Source organism: Cupriavidus sp. D384 (assembly GCF_001652915.1).
Classification (GTDB): Bacteria; Pseudomonadota; Gammaproteobacteria; order Burkholderiales; family Burkholderiaceae; genus Cupriavidus.
This window is the reverse complement of the sequence record NZ_BBQI01000088.1, coordinates 12300-26926: the sequence shown is the minus strand read 5'-3', so window position 1 is coordinate 26926 and position 14627 is coordinate 12300. Positions and strand designations below refer to the sequence as shown.

Sequence of the window (14627 nt, the reverse complement as noted above, 5' to 3'; positions counted from 1 at the left end):
CCATGCAAATCGATATCCGGACCGACGCCAGCGTCAGTCCGATCCGGCAGACCTTTGCCAATATCGCCCGGCGGCTGGGCGCGGACAAGCCCGCCACGCGCTACCAGGAGGCCATGTACGACCTGCAGCCGGTGACCAGCTTCCACTATCGCCCGCTGTGGCAGCCGCAGTACGAGCTTTACGACGCGCGCCGCACCCGCGTGGTGATGCAGGACTGGTACGCGCTCAAGGACCCGCGCCAATATTTCTACGGCGCCTACGTCAACGCCCGCGCCCGCCAGCAGGACGCGATGGAGAAGAACCTGGAGTTCGTTGACAAGCGCGGCCTGCTGTCCACGCTGCCGGCCGACCTGCGCGAACTGCTGATCGCAGGCGTGGTGCCGCTGCGCCATCTGGAGTGGGCCGCCAACATGAACAACGCGGCCATCACCGCCTACGGATTTGGCTCCGCGATCACCCAGGCGGCCATGTTCCACACGATGGACCGCCTGGGCATCGCCCAGTACCTGACGCGCATCGGGCTGCTGATCGGCGACAAGGACGCCGTGGACCAGGCCAAGACGGCCTGGATGGAAGACATGGCCTGGCAGCCGCTGCGCCATGCGACCGAAGACCTGCTGGTGCGCGACGACTGGTTCGAACTGCATGTGGCGCAGAACCTGGTGCTGGACGGACTGGTGTATCCGCTGGTCTACCAGCAGTTCGAGCGACATCGTCTTTCGTCCAATCCGGCGTTCTCGCTGGTGACCGATTTCATGACCGCCTGGTATGGCGAATCGGCGCGCTGGGTCGATGCCACGGTCAGGACGGCCGTGCAGGAAAGCCCCGACAACGCCGCCGTCATCGGCGAATTCGCCAGCGGCTGGCTGGAGCGCTTCACGCATGCGCTGCGCCCGCTGGCTATGCGGCTGTTCGGCGCCGATGCCGATGCCGAACTGACCCAGGCCGTGGATGGGCTGCGCAAGCGCCTGGCCGGGCTGGGTTTGACTCAACCCCAGGGAGATCAGCCATGAGCGACGCACCGGTATTCATCGCGCTGCAGGCCACCGACGACATGCGCCCGGTGATCGAAGCCATCGAGGCCGACAACCCGCACGCCACCGTCAACCACTACCCGGCGATGGTCAAGATCGACGCGCCGGGGCGGCTGTCGATCCTGCGTGCCAGCGTGGAAGAACGCATCGGCCGCACCTGGGACGTGCAGGAACTGCAGCTCGGCCTGATCTCGCTGGCCGGCCATATCGACGAGACCGAAGACGCATTCGTGCTGGCGTGGCAGTAAAGCCCGCGCCGGCCCCACAGAACACAGGAGACAGGCAATGACCACCGCAACCGCCACCGCCATGGCCGCCCGGGAAGCCGCCCGGCCCAAGCTGTCGCTCAAGGACAAGTACGCCGTGCTGACCCGCGACCTGGGCTGGGACACCACCTACCAGCCCATGGACAAGGTCTTTCCGCACGACAAGTTCGAGGGCATCGTGATCCACGACTGGAACGGCTGGGAAGACCCGTTCCGCCTGACGATGGACGCCTACTGGAAGTTCCAGTCGGAAAAGGAGCGCAAGCTCTACGCGATCATCGACGCCTTTCAGCAGAACAACGGCCAGCTCAACGTCAGCGACGCCCGCTACGTCAACGCGCTGAAGCTGTTCCTGACCGGCGTGTCGCCGTTGGAATATGCGGCGCATCGCGGTTTCGCCATGGCCGGGCGCAGCCTGCGCGGCGTGGGCGCCCGCGTGGCCTGCCAGATGCAGTCGATCGACGAACTGCGCCATTGCCAGACGCAGATCCACACGATCAGCCACTACAACAAGTTCTTCAACGGCTTTTCCGACTGGCGCCACCTGCATGACCGGCTCTGGTATCTGTCGGTGCCCAAGTCGTATTTCGAAGACGCGATGACGGCGGGGCCGTTCGAGTTCATCACCGCCATTTCGTTCTCGTTCGAATACGTGCTGACCAACCTGCTGTTCATGCCGTTCATGTCGGGCGCGGCGTACAACGGCGACATGGCGACGGTGACGTTCGGGTTCTCGGCCCAGTCCGACGAGTCGCGCCATATGACGCTGGGTCTGGAAGTGGTCAAGTTCATGCTCGAACAGGACCCGGCCAACCTGCCCATCATCCAGAAGTGGATCGACAAGTGGTTCTGGCGCGGCTACCGGCTGCTGACGCTGGTGGCGATGATGATGGACTACATGTGTCCCAAGCGCGTGATGAGCTGGAAGGAGGCCTGGGAGATCTACTTCGAGCAAAACGGCGGCGCGCTGTTCAAGGACCTGGCGCGCTACGGCATCCGCATGCCCAAGTACCACGAGCAGGCCGCGAAGGAGAAAGACCACCTGTCGCATATCGCGTGGGGCATCTTCTACAACTTCAACCACGCGGCGGCCATCCACACCTGGGTGCCCGAGCCCAACGAACTGGACTGGCTGGCGCAGAAGTACCCCGACAGCTTCGACCAGCACTACCGGCCGCGCTTCGACTACTGGAAGCAGCAGCACGACGCCGGCCAGCGCTGGACCAACCCCGGCCTGCCGATGCTGTGCCAGATCTGCCAGATTCCGATGGCGTTCACCGAGCCCGACGACCCCACCCAGGTCTGCTATCGCCACGCCGAACACGACGGCGAGCACTACCACTTCTGCTCGGACGGCTGCCGCGACGTGTTCCTGGGCGAGCCCGAGAAATACGTGCAGTCATGGCTGCCGGTGCACCAGATCTTCCAGGGCAACTGCGGCGGCCCCACGCTGCCCGAGGTGCTGGACTGGTACCACCTGAAGCCCGAAGACCGTGGCGACTATGCCGATTCGCAGGACCGGGCGAACTGGCAGCGCTGGACCGGCCACGAGTAAGCAACGTCAGCACTGACAGAAGCAGAAGGAGACAGATCATGCCAGTCATCGCCTTGGCGCCCGGCTATACGGGCGAGGTTCGCGACCGCGTGGAGAACTTTCACGGCAACCAGCTGGTGTATTTCGGGTGGGACCAGCACCGGCTGTTCTGCAGCCCGTTCACGCTGCCGCTGCCACCCGACATGCCATTCGGCGCGCTGGTCGACAACGTGCTGGTGCCGTTGCTGGGGGCCCACCCCGAAGGCGCGGCCATCGACTGGGCGCGCGTGGAATGGCTGCGCGGCGACGCGCCGTTCACGCCGGACGCGCAGGCCAGCCTGACCGACAACGGCCTGGGCCACAAGTCGCTGCTGCGGCTGCGCACGCCGGGGCTTGCCGGTATCGGCGGGTCATTCAACTAAGCGGAGGTTGCCATGCGCTACCAACTGACCATCGAGCCGCTGGGCCAGACCATCGACGTAGATGAAGGCCAGACCCTGCTGGACGCCTGCCTGCGCGCCGGCGTATGGCTGCCGCACGCGTGCGGGCACGGCCTGTGCGGTACCTGCAAGGTGCAGACCCTGGACGGCGAGATCGACCACGGCGAGGCGTCGCCCTTCGCGCTGATGGATTTCGAGCGCGAGGAAGCCAAATGCCTGGCCTGCTGCGCCACGCCGCTGTCCGACATGACCATCGAGGCCGATATCGAGCCCGATCCCGACCATCAGTGCCTGCCGCTGATGGACTTTACGGCCGAAGTCACGCGCATCGAGGCGCTGACGCCGACCATCAAGGGGGTGTTCCTGCGGGTGGAGGGCGCCGAGGCGCTGCGCTTCCAGCCGGGCCAGTACGTGAACCTGTGGGTCGGCAACGAGGCCGCGCCACGCGCCTTTTCGATTGCGTCGGCGCCGTCGTCGGACGAGATCGAACTGAATGTCAGGCTGGTGCCGGGCGGTAGCGCGACATCGTATATCCACGAAAAACTGGCGGTAGGCGAGCGATTGCAGCTGTCGGGGCCGCTGGGGCGCTTCTTCGTGCGCAAGAGCGATCCGCGACCGCTGGTGTTCATGGCCGGTGGCTCGGGCTTGTCGAGCCCGCGCTCGATGGTGCTGGACCTGCTGGCGTCGGGCGATACCCGCCAGATCGTGCTGGTACACGGCGCCCGTACCGCCGACGAACTGTATTACCGCGAGGCCTTCGAGGCGCTGGCGGCGCAGTACGAACACTTCACCTATGTGCCGGTGCTGTCGGCCGAACCGCAGGGCAGCGCATGGGATGGCGAGCGCGGCTATGTGCATGACGTGGCGTCAAGCCACTTCGGGCACGACTTCCGAGGCTGGCGCGCCTACCTGTGCGGGCCGCCGCCGATGATCGAATCCTGCATCGCCACGCTGATGCAGGGCCGGCTGTTCGAGAAGGACATCTTTACCGAGAAGTTCCTGTCGGCGGCCGATGCCAGCCAGGCCACCCGCAGTCCGCTGTTCCGTTCGCTGTAACGAGCAAACCCCGAGAAAAGACCCACCAAGGAGACCACCATGGACAAGATCCAGATCGACGCCGTGCTCAACCGTATCGAGGAAACCACGGGCCAGCACGCCAACCCGCGCATCGCCGCCATCGTTCACCGCATGGTGCGCGACCTGTTCTACATGATCGAAGACCTGGACGTGCAGCCCGAGGAATTCTGGTCCGGGCTGAACTTCCTGGCCGAAGCCGGCCGCGCCGGCGAGCTTGGACTGATCGCGCCGGGGCTGGGCTTCGACCACTTCCTGGACCTGCGCATGGACGAGGCAGAGGCGCGCGCCGGCATCAACGGCGGCACGCCGCGGACCATCGAGGGGCCGCTCTACGTGGCCGGCGCACCGGTGGCGCGGGGCGAGGCGCGCCTGGACGACGGCACCGACGAAGGCGAGGTGCTGGTGATGGCAGGACAGGTCCGGGACGCGGGCGGCCAGCCGCTGCCGAATGCCGTGGTGGAGGTCTGGCATGCCAATTCGCTGGGCAACTATTCGTACTTCGACCCGACGCAGAGTGCGTTCAACCTGCGCCGCAGCATCGTGACCGACGCGGACGGCCGCTATCGCTTCCGCAGCATCATGCCGGTGGGCTACAGCGTGCCGCCGGGCGGCAGCACCGACCGCCTGCTGAAGCAACTGGATCGCCATGGCACCCGCCCGGCACACATCCATTTCTTCGTGTCGGCCCCGGGACATCGTAAATTGACCACGCAGATCAATATCGACGGCGACCCGTTCCTGTGGGAAGACTTCGCGTTTGCCACGCGCGATGGCCTGGTGCCGCCGGTGACGCGCGTCGACGACCCGACCGCCATGCAGGCGGCGGGCGTGGACAGGCCGTTTGCGATGATCCGCTTCGACTTCACGCTGCACACGGACAACGCCAGCGCGCCGCAGGCCGAGGTGGCGCGGCAGCGGGCGGCGATGGCGGCTTGAGGACTGTTTTCTCCCCGCTCGCGCATCTCGCGAGCGGGCGGGAGAGGGCGGGAGAGGGGGGAGAAAACTCGGGAAAGTGCGATTCACATCCCCGGCGGCGGGTTCAGCGGGATCTGGTTGTGCAGGCTCAGGTTCATCACGTTCCAGGCGCGGATGGCGGCCACGGTGTAGCAGAGCTGCGCAATCTCTTCCTCGTTGAAGTGCTCGCGCAGCGCCGGGTAGGCGCGGTCGGTGTCGTCACGGTGCGGCAGGGCGTTCATCGCTTCGGCCCAGCCCAGCGCGGCACGTTCGCGGGCGTCGAAGAACGGCGCCTCGCGCCAGCCGGCGATGGCGTTCAGATGGCGCGGGTCCACCCCCTGCCTGATCAGGTCGCGCCAGTGCATGTCGATGCACAGGCCGCAGCCGTTGAGCTGCGACACGCGCAACTGGACCAGTTCGACCAGGCGTTCGCCGAGCGAACTCTTCTTGCACGATTGCGACAGCGCAATCAGGGCCTTCTGGCTGGTCTGGGCAAGGGGGAAGAAGTTGAGGCGTGCGGACATGCGGTTCTCCAATGGGTCGTTTTCAGGAAGACGGACGCGCCATTCGCATCCGTTTGCCTATAAGACGCGTGGCGAAACGCGGTTGTGACAGGTTTGGCAAAATTTCTTGCGAAATACCTTTCGGCGCCGTCAGAGCTTGCCTTCGATGGCCTTGCGTTCGCGCCACATTTCCTGCACGAACGGGTCGGTAATGCCGTAGAGACCGTGGCCCTTGCGCATGATCAGGTTCGTGGCCATCAGTTCGTTGACCACCGGTTGCGCCTCTTCGACCTTGACCTCGCGGCCGATGGCCTTCGAGTAGGCTGCCGCCGCATCGGCCGAGAACAGGCCGCGCGCGTCGCCTTCGGCCGAGGCAATCCGGTCAAAGATGGCCGTAGCCAGCCCACCGAGCTGTTCCAGCTTCATCAGTTCGATATCGGCTGCCGTGGAGCGCAGCGTATTGGCAATCACGGGCAGGTGCTCGTCGGGGTTGCTGCCGGGCGGCAGGTGGAAATGCAGCTGGCGCAGCGCCTTGATCATCTCCTCCGGCCGGTGGCCCAGCGTCTGGAACGCCTTGACGGCCACGTCCAGCGAAGGCTGGGCGGTAAAGCCTTCGGCGGACAGGCGCTGCAGCAGGTAGGCCACGTATTCCTTGTCCAGCACCGGATAGGCGACCGATGTGGCACCCGTGAATGCCTGGTTGCGGCGCGCCGTCAGTTCGCCAACCAGGGCGCGGTGCGAGCCCGTGCCAACAAACAGGAAGTGTCCCAGCGTGTTGGGCCGGGGGTTGATGGCGTCACGGGCGGCCTTCAGCGCCAGCAGCATCTGGTTGCCTTCCTCCGACGTGATCGCGTGCTGCACCTCGTCGACGATCAGCACGACATCGGTGCGGCCCTGGTCCACCACCTCGCCCAGCGCCTGCGCCAGCGTGGCGCCGCCGGGTTCGCCCAGCGTGTCCAGCTTGAACCCGAACTTGAAGCCGAGCGCGCCGATGTCGGCACCGGCCAGCCGGCGGAGCTTGCGCACGGCGGTGGCCGGCAGCGATTCCAGTTCTGACAGCTTTTCGCGGATCGCATCGCGGATCAGCGAGGCAGGGCTGCGCTGGGGATCGCTCCACAGGTCCACATAGATCACGATCGCGCCAAGGTCTTCGAGCGCGGGGATCAGGTCATTGAGCAGGAACGTGGTCTTGCCGATGCGCCGCAGACCGGACAGGAACAAGCCGGAACGTAGCCCTTCGTCCAGAACGCTGGGATGCAGCAACTGGCGCGCCATCTGGCGGGCAAGCTCCGGGCGCTTGTAGACGTAGCTCATGGCAGGTTTAGACTGAATTATGAAATCCCAATAATTATAGGATTTCTATAAATCAAAGTAAAAGTCTTCGCTGGATCGTGGCGGCCGGTGTAAAAGTGGCACAAAAGGCATATTCATGGTGCCGTCCGATGGCAAAATGGCCATTTGCCGACAAACCAGGAGTCCCTCATGCAGCTGTCGCCAGCCATCCCGATCCTGCGCATCTTCTGCGTCGACAAGGCGAAAGAGTTCTATCTCGACTTCCTTGGTTTCACGCTGGACTGGGAACACCGGTTTGGCGACGACTTCCCGCTCTACGCCCAGGTCTCGCGATCCGGGCTGACGCTGCATCTGAGCGAGCACTATGGCGACGCCACCCCGGGGTCAGCCGTCTTCGTACCGGTCGATGACGTGGACGCCCTTCACCGCGAACTGACCGGGCGCCAGTACCGATACGCGAAGCCTGGCGTGGAAGACGCGGGTTGGGGCCGCCAGCTACAGGTCAAGGACCCTTTCGGCAACCGGCTGTGTTTCTGCCAGCAGGCGGCGTAGCCTGGATCAGTCGGCAGGCAGGATGGACGGATTCCACACCGCTTCCCAGAGGTTGCCATCGGGATCCTGGAAGTAACCGGCGTAGCCGCCATAGAACGTGTCCTGGGCCGGCTTGACGATGGTGCCGCCCGCGCGGGCAACCTGCGCCATCACCTGGTCCACCTCGTCCTTGCTCGTCACGTTGTGACCCACCGAAAAACCCGTGGGGCAGGGCGCGCTGGCGGGCAGGCCGGTGTCCCAGGCCAGGTTGTCGCGCGCCCAGAGCGCCAGTTTCAGGCCAGCCTGCAGGTCGAAGAACGCCACGGCGCCGTGTTCGAATTCCTTGCCGATGATGCCCGGCGTCGCCAGGCCTAGCCCGTCGCGATAAAAGCGCACCGCGCGTTCGAGGTCGGTAACACCCAGCGTCAGCACCGAGATACGGGGTTTCATGGGATCTCCCTGGAGGTGGACGGCACGGCGCCGGCATCGTCCAGGCGCACATCGCGCAGCGACGCGGTTGCCTTGGCGATGGCGCGCGACAGCCGCGCGATCTCGTTCAGATGTTCGATCATGTCGTTGGCGAGCCGGAAGTTCGCCACGTCATCGGGGCTGCGCAGATGCAGTTCCGCCATGATGCCCTGCCGCGCGGCGCCGGCCATGGCTTCCAGCGCGGGCTTGGCCGCCACGATGCGGGCCACGGCGTCGATATCGGGGTGGGCCACCGTATTCACCGCGCTTTCCAGTTGCGCGATGACGGCCTTGGCGAAGGCCATGGTGGTGGGGCTGCGCAGGCGGTCCAGGCGGTCGGCATCGGCGCCTTGCGACAGGCGGCGCTGGCTCAGCGCCAGCATGCTCGTGGTCGCCACTTCGCGAATGGCATCGAGCGTGGCCGCGATGCGGGTCAGATCCACCATCTGGTGGCTTTCGTCCTCGCTGTCGTTGCCGTCTGACAGCTGGCCGATATAGCCAAGAACCGCCGTACTCAGCGACTCGGCGGCCTGGTCCTGCCCGGCGATTGCCACCACGTCCTGCGCCGTGCCGCGTACGGCGATATCGGCGCCGCGTTCCACCAGCGCCTGCACCTGCCGGCCCAGGCTGGTCAGTTCCAGCTGCACACGGGCAATGCCCAGCGCGGGCATGTCGAGCAGCGTGTCGTCGAGGTAGCGCGGCGCGCCCGGGTCGTGCAGCGTCTTGCGGGTGGCCGGCGCGATCCGCCGCGCCAGCCGGCCGATGGGCCCCGTGAACCAGATCAGGATGACCGTACTGACCACGCTGAAGATGGTATGGGCGTTGGCGGCCTGGCGCGGCGTTTCGGCGGCCAGCCGCGCGGCGCCGGCCAGCTCCGGCGCGCTGGGCGACACCAGCCGCACGAAGTCCGCGAACTGCGGAATGATGAACGCAAAGAACAGCACGCCCAGCACGTTGAACAACAGGTGGACGATGCCCACCTGCGTGGCTTCGGCATTCTTGCCGATGGCCGCCAGCAGCGCCGTGCCGCAGGTGCCGACATTGGCGCCCAGGATCAGCGCGATGCCCGACTCCAGCGGAATCAGCCCCTGGCTGCCCAGCGCGATCACGATGGCCAGCGTGGCGGCCGAACTCTGCACGATGGCCGTGAACATGGCGCCGATCACGATGCCCAGCAGCGGATTGCGCATGTCCTGCATGGCCGCGATAAACGGCTCGAAGTTGCGCAGCGGCCGGGTGGCATTGCCCATGAACTCGATGCCCAGGAACAGCAGCCCCAGGCCCAGCACCACGCCGCCCAGCTGGCGCAGCAGTTCCCGCTTTGCAAAGCCATGCAGCAGGAAGCCCAGCGCCAGCAGGAACGGCGTGATCGCGGAAATATTGAAGGCGATGATCTGGGCCGTCAGCGTGGAGCCGATATTGGCGCCCATGATGACCGGAATGGACTGGGCCAGCGTCATCAGCCCGGCCGAGACAAAGCCCACCAGCAGGACCGTGGTGATGGTGGACGAATTGAGCAGCGCGGTGATGCCCGCCCCGGCCAGCACGCCGCGCCAGCGGCTGGCCGTCAGCGTGCCCAGCAGCGACTGCAGCCGCGCCCCGGCAATCGCCTTGAGGCCGCCGGTCATGCAGTCCAGGCCATACAGGAACAGGGCCAGCCCACCTACCAGCAGGCCGACGATTTCAAGCAGGTTCAGCGACGCACCGGGCTGCATGGCAATAGACCTATCAGGACGGCGAAGCCGCCATTGTAGGCCGCCACGCACCAAAAAAGGCCGAAACGGGCAGGCCTGTCACCCCGCTGCGGCGGCTGTCGGCGCAGCTACAATGCGATCCTTGCCTTGGCACCAGCCCTCCGGTTTACCGATGAATCCCACCGTCGCCCCCACGCTCCGCCGCCTTGCCACCCGCCGTCCGGTACGTACCGGGCTGTTCGCGTTGACGCTTGCCGTGTTTGCCCCGGCCACACTGGCCGCACCCGCAGTTGGCACCGACGCGATTCGCCAGGCCGTCGACGCCGCAGTGCAGCCCGTGATGGCCCAGTACAAGGTGCCGGGCATGGCGGTGGCAGTCACCGCCGGCGGGCGGCACCAGGTGTTCAACTACGGCGTGGCATCGCGGCAGGGCAGCCAGCCCGTGACCGACGACACGCTGTTCGAGATCGGATCGGTCAGCAAGACATTGACAGCCACGCTGGCCGCCTGGGCCCAGGCGCGCGGCGCGCTCTCGCTTGATGACAAGGCCACCCGCCACCTGCCAACGCTTGCCGGCAGCGCGTTCGACCGGATCAGCCTGCTGGAACTGGGCACCTACACGGCCGGGGGCTTGCCGCTGCAGGTGCCGGACGCCATCAATTCCATGCCGCAGATGATCGACTGGCTGCGCAACTGGCAGCCCGAAGCTGCGCCGGGCACGCAGCGGCGCTATTCGAACGTCAGCATCGGACTGTTCGGCCTGGCGGCCGCCCAGGCGCTGGACACCTCGTTTGAAAGCGCGATGACGCGGCAACTGATCCCGAAACTCGGCCTGAGCCATTCCTGGATCGACGTGCCACGTGCCCGGATGGCCCACTACGCGTGGGGCTACAAGGACGACAAGCCCGTGCGTGCGTCGGCTGGCGTGTTCGACGGCCAGGCCTACGGTATCAAGACCACCGCCGCCGACATGATCCGCTATGTCGAACTGAATATCGACGGGCAGGCCGTCTCCGACCCCGCGCTGCGCCAGGCGCTGGCCGCCACGCATACGGGGTATTTCCGGGTGGGCGGCATGACGCAGGGGCTCGGGTGGGAACGCTACGGCTGGCCGGTGGCGCTGGACGTGCTGCAGGCCGGCAACGACGCCCGCATGGTTCGCGACGCCCAGGCCGTGCAGCGCATCGAGCCACCGCAACCGGCGCCCGCCGATGTGCTGATCAACAAGACCGGTTCGACCAATGGCTTTGGCGCCTATGTGGCATTCGTGCCCGGACGGCGGATCGGTGTGGTGATGCTGGCAAATCGCAACCTGCCGATCCCGGCGCGCGTGCAGGCTGCGTATGCGATCCTGCAGGCGCTGGACGCGGCGGGACAGCCGCGCCGGTAACACCCGGACCAGCGGCTAGAGCGGCATCCCGAACAGCATCACGCTGGCCGTTGTGCGGCCAATCCTTGCCACGCGCTGCAGCCAGCTTGCCAGTTGGCGCCCCAGTGGCGGCAGCTTCCGGGCGCGAACCTGAACTTCGCGCGCCAGCCGGCGCGTGATCCGCACGGGCAGGCGCAGACCCCGCGGAATCGTGTTGTGGCAGAAGGCCACCTTGCGCACGTAGTTGTCCACCTCCCAGAGCCAGGTCGTCCCACACGGGAAGTAGCCCGCATCGCCCACATTGAGCGTATGCGTGTTGCCATGGCAGTCGGTCACCCGCACGCTGCCTTCCAGAATGATCACCACCTCGTCGAATTCGTAATACCAGTCGAACGTGCTCCGCGTGCAATCCCAGACCATCGTCCAGGCCGCGCCGTCCACCGTGCAGGAGTGTTCCTGGTAGCGCATCATCGGCGTGCCGCTATGCACCGAACTGGGCGAGATGGGGCACTGCTGGCCCGGCGGGGTGCGGATGCTGCCGAACCGGCTTGCCTGGTCAAGGACTTGCGGTGAATCTGGCATGACGGTCGCCTCCTCGATTTTTTGGCTATTTGCCGATGCTTGCCGAATGCGGGATTCCGCAATATGCGAAATCGCACATTTGAAACATTTGCATGAGGCCAAAAAAAGAACCCGCCTGACGCAAATCAGGCGGGTTTGCAGGGGGAGGTTAAACAGGACGGGTCAGGTCCTGCGATGAAGCTTAGAGTGAGGCACACGCAGACGCTGTAGGCGTTTGTCTGATTTTGTATTTCTAGCATTTTGAGGGCAACTTCAGGCGCGGAATGCAGTGTGTGCATGGCCCAAGGTCAGAGCGGTTTTGCGCTGGCATTTTGCCCGGGCACGCGTTAGCATGCGTCTCTATGCAACCAGTTGCATAAATCAAGCTCAGGAAGCACCGGCACAGGTTGCACCAACCCCAATCCCCAGGAGACCCGCATGGACGTTCAAGGCCTGACCCCCGCCGCGCAGCAGACGCTGGCAGCCTGGCACACGCTGCTGGCACGCAATGCCATGGAAGAGCTGGACCCGCTGCTGTCAGACCGGATCGTGTTTCGCTCGCCTGTGGCGCATACGCCATATCCGGGCCGTGCCGCCATCAAGCTGGTACTGAAGACGGTGAACACGGTGTTCCGCAATTTCACCTATCACCGCATGTTCGCCACGGATGACGGCAAGAGCGCGGTGCTGGAATTCAGTGCCGAGGTGGATGGCAAGGCGCTGAAAGGCATCGACATGCTTCGTTTTGACGATGCCGGCAAGATTGAGGAGTTCGAAGTGATGGTGCGGCCGATGTCGGGCCTGCACGCGCTGGCCGAAGCCATGGGCGCGAAGCTTGCCACGCAGAAGGCCGTGCTGTCGGGCGCGCAATAAAGGCAAGGCGCGCCATGACCGCGCATTGACAGCGAACCGGGGCGCGCAAGGACGGCCGCGCAGTGGGGCGACAAGCGGGGCGACAAGCGGCGCGACTATCGGGCCGGAGCCCGGCCGTCTTACGGCATCGCCCCGCCGGCCGTGCGCGCGGCCATCGGCATGTTGCCGTTGCCGGCGGTGGCATCAGCCAGGCGCCCATCGTCGCCAGCCAGGCCGCGCCCCGGCTGGTTGTTTTCGAGCTGCATCGCGAGATGATGGGCAAGCCGTGCGGCCAGCGCCAGGATGGTCAGCGTTGGATTGGCCTGGCTCGACGTCGGAAACACCGCGCTGCTGGCGACATACAGGTTGCGGGTGCCAAACACGCGGCAATCCCGGTTCACCACGCCCCGGCGCCAGTCGGCGGCCATGCGGGCGGTGCCGATCTGGTGAAAGCCGTCGGCCGCAATCGCCAGTACGGCGTCCACCCGCTCGGACGCCGGCGTCCAGTAGTCAAGCTGGCCCGCGCCCGTATCGCGCAGGTGCCGGTCCAGCAAGGCGTGGCCGCGCACCACCGATTCGGCATCGGCACGCTGAAACCGCAAATCCACCTTGAGCCGCCGCATGCCGTGGCGATCCGCGCTGTCGGCCAGCGTGACGCGGCTGGCCCGGTGCGGCAGCTGTTCGGCGTGATAGTGCAGCGCGTACAGGTTGGTGGGACTCTGCAGCATGAAGCCGGGCAGCCGCGGGCGTGCCAGATAGTGGCGGTAGGCAAACGGCGGTACGAAGGCCGCGATCTTCGGCAAGGCGCGGGCAACGTTGCGCAGATGGGCGGTCAGCGCGTCGGGGGGGCCGCCCGCCGTGGTGAGCCTGGCAATGGCCGGCGCAGCCAGCAGGCGGCTCAGGCCGGGTGTGCGCAGCGCCAGGTAGGCCATCGACAGCAAGCCGTTGCCGTGCCGGGGATCGGCCAGGGGCGGATTGTCCAGCCACATCGCGGTATTGAGCAGGCCATGGCGGTGCTGCATCTCGGCCGGCACGGTCAGGCGGCGCCGGGCATAGAAGCCCTGGGCATCGCGCTCGAAATGCCAGACGGTACGGGCCGGGTCGGCGTGCAGGCGCACGCTGGCGATCTTGCCGGACACGTGGCCCATGTAGTGGCACCCCAGCATCCCGCCACGGTTGCCTAGCTGGTCGTTGTGCTGCAGGTTGGCATTGAGCAGCAGTCGCGTGGATTCCAGCCCGCCGCAGGCCAGCACATAACGATCGGCACGAATGCGCAGGCGGGTGTCGCCGCACAGACCCGTGACCACGCCCACACTGCGGATCTGCTCGCTGCCGGGCATCAGGTCGATGGCGACGCATGTGGCATCGAGCAGCAGCCGCACATGCGGGCTGGTGCGCAGCGCCTCGGCATAGCGGCGCGCGAAATTGGGTTCGCCGCTCCAGCGCTCCAGGTCGCTGGCGATGACGGCGCCGGGCTGGAACGTGTTGGTTAAAGGCTGGCGGGCCGACGGGGCCTCAAGTTCGGCCAGCGTGAATGTCGGGCGGCCACAGTTGGCGTATTCGCACGCGATGCGGTACCACGGCGCGATCTCCGCGTAGGAAACCGGCCAGCCGACGTCCGGCACGTGGTCGCGCGGCTCGAAATCGATCGGATCGAACGGCAGGCAGCGCCCGCCCCAGAGCCACGACGTCCCGCCCAGTGCGCGCCGTACGGCGTCGTGCATCGGCGCGTGGCGTCGGGGATCGACGATCTCGGCATCGCACATCGCTTGCGCCTCTGGCAGGTGGTCGGTGCCGCCTGCCTCCACCAGGATCACGTCGATCCGGCGCCGCGCCAATTCCAGCGCGCAGGCAATACCGGCCGGGCCGGAACCGATCACGCAGACTTGTGTCTGCAGCGTCGTTTCCGGCGATGGATCGCTCAATGCCATGAATGCCTCTCCGGTGTCACACGCCGCCCTGGGCGACATGCGGGCAGCTGGCGATGTTGCCGCTGCGGCTCTTTGAGGCCGAAGTTACGGGGGGGCCAACCCCGCATCCGTGCGTTTGCG

At 66.1% G+C, this 14627-nt stretch carries 15 protein-coding genes; 9 read left to right on the top strand and 6 right to left on the bottom strand.

Translation table 11 applies throughout. The features are described 5' to 3' along the window. Positions 1–2 precede the first annotated feature (2 nt). Genes A9J21_RS17430 through catA form a run of 6 tightly spaced genes read left to right on the top strand, consistent with a single transcriptional unit; the run spans position 3 to position 5287 of the window. Positions 3–1013: an aromatic/alkene monooxygenase hydroxylase subunit beta gene (locus tag A9J21_RS17430; RefSeq protein WP_066737858.1), complete on the top strand. Its 1011-nt coding sequence runs from the start codon at positions 3–5 to the stop codon at positions 1011–1013. Then, on the top strand, positions 1010–1282 hold the full coding sequence (locus A9J21_RS17425) for an MmoB/DmpM family protein (RefSeq protein ID WP_066737856.1): 273 nt from the start codon (positions 1010–1012) through the stop codon (positions 1280–1282). The genes A9J21_RS17430 and A9J21_RS17425 overlap by 4 nt, the downstream gene beginning before the upstream one ends. A 37-nt stretch (positions 1283–1319) precedes the next feature. Further along, entirely contained in the window at positions 1320–2855 is a 1536-nt protein-coding gene (locus A9J21_RS17420; protein ID WP_066737854.1) for an aromatic/alkene/methane monooxygenase hydroxylase/oxygenase subunit alpha, read from the top strand. A 38-nt stretch (positions 2856–2893) separates the two neighbouring features. Next, positions 2894–3256, top strand: coding sequence for a phenol hydroxylase subunit P4 (locus A9J21_RS17415; RefSeq protein ID WP_066737852.1), 363 nt, complete (start codon positions 2894–2896; stop codon positions 3254–3256). A gap of 12 nt (positions 3257–3268) precedes the next feature. Then, positions 3269–4330 (top strand): NADH:ubiquinone reductase (Na(+)-transporting) subunit F, encoded by a 1062-nt coding sequence (locus A9J21_RS17410; RefSeq protein ID WP_066737850.1) that lies wholly within the window; start codon positions 3269–3271, stop codon positions 4328–4330. Between the two features lie 39 nt (positions 4331–4369). Beyond that, the gene (gene catA, locus A9J21_RS17405; protein ID WP_066737848.1) at positions 4370–5287 is read left to right on the top strand and encodes a catechol 1,2-dioxygenase; all 918 of its coding nucleotides are present in this window, start codon (positions 4370–4372) and stop codon (positions 5285–5287) included. A gap of 83 nt (positions 5288–5370) precedes the next feature. On the opposite strand, the gene A9J21_RS17400 is transcribed toward catA, so the two are convergent. Both A9J21_RS17400 and A9J21_RS17395 read right to left on the bottom strand, forming a co-directional pair. Then, entirely contained in the window at positions 5371–5829 is a 459-nt protein-coding gene (locus A9J21_RS17400) for a carboxymuconolactone decarboxylase family protein (RefSeq protein WP_066737846.1), read from the bottom strand. A 129-nt stretch (positions 5830–5958) separates the two neighbouring features. After that, the gene (locus A9J21_RS17395; protein WP_066737844.1) at positions 5959–7122 is read right to left on the bottom strand and encodes an AAA family ATPase; all 1164 of its coding nucleotides are present in this window, start codon (positions 7120–7122) and stop codon (positions 5959–5961) included. A 168-nt stretch (positions 7123–7290) separates the two neighbouring features. On the opposite strand from A9J21_RS17395, the gene A9J21_RS17390 reads away from it, so the two are divergent. Further along, positions 7291–7653 (top strand): glyoxalase superfamily protein, encoded by a 363-nt coding sequence (locus A9J21_RS17390; protein ID WP_066737842.1) that lies wholly within the window; start codon positions 7291–7293, stop codon positions 7651–7653. A gap of 6 nt (positions 7654–7659) precedes the next feature. Here the strand turns inward: A9J21_RS17390 and A9J21_RS17385 are convergent, their stop codons facing one another. Then, entirely contained in the window at positions 7660–8082 is a 423-nt protein-coding gene (locus A9J21_RS17385) for a VOC family protein (protein ID WP_066737840.1), read from the bottom strand. Then, positions 8079–9815 carry a Na/Pi cotransporter family protein gene (locus A9J21_RS17380; protein ID WP_066737838.1) on the bottom strand — a complete coding sequence of 579 codons (1737 nt, stop codon included), beginning with the start codon at positions 9813–9815 and terminating at the stop codon, positions 8079–8081. The genes A9J21_RS17385 and A9J21_RS17380 overlap by 4 nt, the downstream gene beginning before the upstream one ends. 151 nt (positions 9816–9966) lie before the next feature. On the opposite strand from A9J21_RS17380, the gene ampC reads away from it, so the two are divergent. After that, the gene (ampC, locus tag A9J21_RS17375) at positions 9967–11184 is read left to right on the top strand and encodes a class C beta-lactamase (RefSeq protein ID WP_066737831.1); all 1218 of its coding nucleotides are present in this window, start codon (positions 9967–9969) and stop codon (positions 11182–11184) included. 15 nt (positions 11185–11199) lie between these two features. Here the strand turns inward: ampC and A9J21_RS17370 are convergent, their stop codons facing one another. Continuing rightward, complete coding sequence (locus A9J21_RS17370) at positions 11200–11745, bottom strand: cupin domain-containing protein (RefSeq protein WP_066737830.1); 546 nt, start codon at positions 11743–11745, stop codon at positions 11200–11202. A gap of 417 nt (positions 11746–12162) precedes the next feature. On the opposite strand from A9J21_RS17370, the gene A9J21_RS17365 reads away from it, so the two are divergent. Next, positions 12163–12597, top strand: coding sequence for a nuclear transport factor 2 family protein (locus tag A9J21_RS17365; RefSeq protein WP_066737828.1), 435 nt, complete (start codon positions 12163–12165; stop codon positions 12595–12597). A 119-nt stretch (positions 12598–12716) separates the two neighbouring features. Here the strand turns inward: A9J21_RS17365 and A9J21_RS17360 are convergent, their stop codons facing one another. Next, positions 12717–14507 carry an FAD-dependent oxidoreductase gene (locus tag A9J21_RS17360; protein ID WP_066737826.1) on the bottom strand — a complete coding sequence of 597 codons (1791 nt, stop codon included), beginning with the start codon at positions 14505–14507 and terminating at the stop codon, positions 12717–12719. Positions 14508–14627: the final 120 nt, after the last annotated feature.

Bases quoted from the DNA above. Each gene is read 5' to 3' on its own strand.
- A9J21_RS17395 (WP_066737844.1), bottom strand. From the start codon at position 7,122: ATGAGCTACGTCTACAAGCGCCCGGAGCTTGCCCGCCAGATGGCGCGC.
- A9J21_RS17415 (WP_066737852.1), top strand. From the start codon at position 2,894: ATGCCAGTCATCGCCTTGGCGCCCGGCTATACGGGCGAGGTTCGCGAC.
- A9J21_RS17430 (WP_066737858.1), top strand. From the start codon at position 3: ATGCAAATCGATATCCGGACCGACGCCAGCGTCAGTCCGATCCGGCAG.
- catA (WP_066737848.1), top strand. From the start codon at position 4,370: ATGGACAAGATCCAGATCGACGCCGTGCTCAACCGTATCGAGGAAACC.
- A9J21_RS17420 (WP_066737854.1), top strand. From the start codon at position 1,320: ATGACCACCGCAACCGCCACCGCCATGGCCGCCCGGGAAGCCGCCCGG.
- A9J21_RS17365 (WP_066737828.1), top strand. From the start codon at position 12,163: ATGGACGTTCAAGGCCTGACCCCCGCCGCGCAGCAGACGCTGGCAGCC.
- A9J21_RS17370 (WP_066737830.1), bottom strand. From the start codon at position 11,745: ATGCCAGATTCACCGCAAGTCCTTGACCAGGCAAGCCGGTTCGGCAGC.
- A9J21_RS17400 (WP_066737846.1), bottom strand. From the start codon at position 5,829: ATGTCCGCACGCCTCAACTTCTTCCCCCTTGCCCAGACCAGCCAGAAG.
- A9J21_RS17425 (WP_066737856.1), top strand. From the start codon at position 1,010: ATGAGCGACGCACCGGTATTCATCGCGCTGCAGGCCACCGACGACATG.
- A9J21_RS17390 (WP_066737842.1), top strand. From the start codon at position 7,291: ATGCAGCTGTCGCCAGCCATCCCGATCCTGCGCATCTTCTGCGTCGAC.
- A9J21_RS17380 (WP_066737838.1), bottom strand. From the start codon at position 9,815: ATGCAGCCCGGTGCGTCGCTGAACCTGCTTGAAATCGTCGGCCTGCTG.
- A9J21_RS17385 (WP_066737840.1), bottom strand. From the start codon at position 8,082: ATGAAACCCCGTATCTCGGTGCTGACGCTGGGTGTTACCGACCTCGAA.
- A9J21_RS17410 (WP_066737850.1), top strand. From the start codon at position 3,269: ATGCGCTACCAACTGACCATCGAGCCGCTGGGCCAGACCATCGACGTA.
- ampC (WP_066737831.1), top strand. From the start codon at position 9,967: ATGAATCCCACCGTCGCCCCCACGCTCCGCCGCCTTGCCACCCGCCGT.
- A9J21_RS17360 (WP_066737826.1), bottom strand. From the start codon at position 14,507: ATGGCATTGAGCGATCCATCGCCGGAAACGACGCTGCAGACACAAGTC.